3 protein-coding genes are annotated in these 1,671 nt (G+C 76.2%); 2 read left to right on the top strand and 1 reads right to left on the bottom strand.

Annotated features, from left to right (window positions below):
• Positions 1 to 658, top strand: a 658-nt coding sequence (locus ABD308_RS01625) for a TetR/AcrR family transcriptional regulator (RefSeq protein ID WP_344324303.1), incomplete at its 5' end; no start/stop codon positions are given.
• A 65-nt stretch (positions 659 to 723) separates the two neighbouring features.
• The gene (locus ABD308_RS01630; protein ID WP_344324306.1) at positions 724 to 1,425 is read left to right on the top strand and encodes an MBL fold metallo-hydrolase; all 702 of its coding nucleotides are present in this window, start codon (positions 724 to 726) and stop codon (positions 1,423 to 1,425) included.
• On the opposite strand, the gene ABD308_RS01635 is transcribed toward ABD308_RS01630, so the two are convergent.
• The coding region (locus ABD308_RS01635) for a hypothetical protein (protein ID WP_425554669.1) at positions 1,381 to 1,671 on the bottom strand (291 nt) is incomplete at its 5' end. The genes ABD308_RS01630 and ABD308_RS01635 overlap by 45 nt on opposite strands.

The following is a 1,671-nucleotide window of genomic DNA, read 5'->3' on the forward strand; positions in this document are numbered from 1 at the left end:
GCGCGAGCAGCTGATCGCCGTGGCGCTGGAGCTGTTCAGCCACCGGCCGCCCGACGAGGTGGGCCTCGACGACGTCGCCGAGGCCGCCGGGGCGTCCCGGCCGCTGGTCTACCGCTACTTCGCGGGCGGCAAGCAGCAGCTGTACGAGGCCGCGCTGCGCAGCGCGGCCGAGGAGCTCACCGACCGCTTCACGGTGCCGCCCGCCGGCACCCCGACCCAGCAGCTGTCCGCCGTGCTGGAACGCTACTTCTCCTTCGTCGCCGAGCACGACGCCGGCTACTCGGCGCTGCTGCGCGGCGGCTCGGTGGTGGAGACGGCCCGCACCTCGGCGATCGTGGACGACGTCCGGCGGGCGGCGCTGCGGCGGACGCTGCGCCACCTCGGGGTGCGGCAGGCCGGACCCCGGCTGACGCTGCTGGTCCGCTCCTGGATCGCGGTGGTCGAGGGGGCCTCGCTGAGCTGGCTCGACGAGGGCCGGACGCTGCCGGTGGACGAGCTGCGCGAGTGGCTGGTCGACCAGTTCGTGGCGATGGCGGCGGCGACGGCGCTGCACGATCCGCAGACCGCCGAGGTGCTGGCCGCGCTGCTGGCGCTGGAGGGCCCCGACTCGCCGCGCCCGGCCCGGCTGCGGGCGGTGCTGGGAGCGGCGGAAGGGTAGCCGGGCCCGTCACGCCCGGGGCGAACAGGCGCGTGGACGGCCGCCGCCCGGCACATGATCCGTCCATGGAGATCACCCGGATACGCCCCGAACTGACCGTCATCACCCTGGCCTTCGGCACCGCCTACCTCTGGCGCGACGAGGACGGCGCGCTCACCCTCGTCGACACCGGCATCGCCGGGCAGGCCGACGCGATCGAGGAGGCGATCCGCGCCGTCGGCGCCGACCCGGCCGCGCTGCGCGGCATCGTGCTCACCCACCACCACGAGGACCACGCCGGCTCGGCCGCCGAACTCGCCCGGCGCCTGGGCGCCGAGGTGACCGCCCACCGGCTGGAGGCCCCGGTGGTCCGCGGCGAGCGGGAGCCGGAGCCGTTCGTGCTGAGCCCCTTCGAGCAGGAGCTGTGGGACACCCTGCCGACGCTGCCGCCCGCCCCGCCGTGCCGGGTGGACCGCGAGGTGGTGGACGGCGAGGTGCTCGGCTTCGGCGGCGGCGCCGTGGTGGTGCACGTGCCCGGCCACACCGACGGGTCGATCGCCCTCCACCTGCCGCGGGCGGGCGTGCTGTTCACCGGCGACCTCGCGGCCAACGTCGGCCACCGGACCATGCCCGGCGTCTTCCACACCGATCCGGCGTCGGCCCTGGCGTCCTTCCGCCGGCTGGCCGGACTGGAGGCCGAGACCGTGCTGTTCGGGCACGGCGAGCCGATCGCCGAGGGCGGTTCAGCCGCTCTGCGCCGAGCCGTCGAGCAGCTCGGCGAGCACTAGCGGGCGCTCCTGCTCGGCGTCGGCGCTCTCCCGCTCCCAGCGCTCCAGGTCACGTCCGACGTCCTCGCGGGCCCGGGGGTGGCCGTCCAGCGCGGGGAGCAGCTCGCGCAGCAGGGCGACGGCCGCCCGCGGCCGGCCCGAGCGGGCCAGCCAGAGCGCCAGGTCGTGACAGGTCCGCAGGGTCCTCGGGTCGCCCGGCCCGAAGGCCCGGGAGAACTGCGGTATCAGCTCGACCAGTTGCTCGAC

It is taken from the genome of Kitasatospora putterlickiae, assembly GCF_039527695.1.
Lineage (GTDB): Bacteria > Actinomycetota > Actinomycetes > Streptomycetales > Streptomycetaceae > Kitasatospora > Kitasatospora putterlickiae.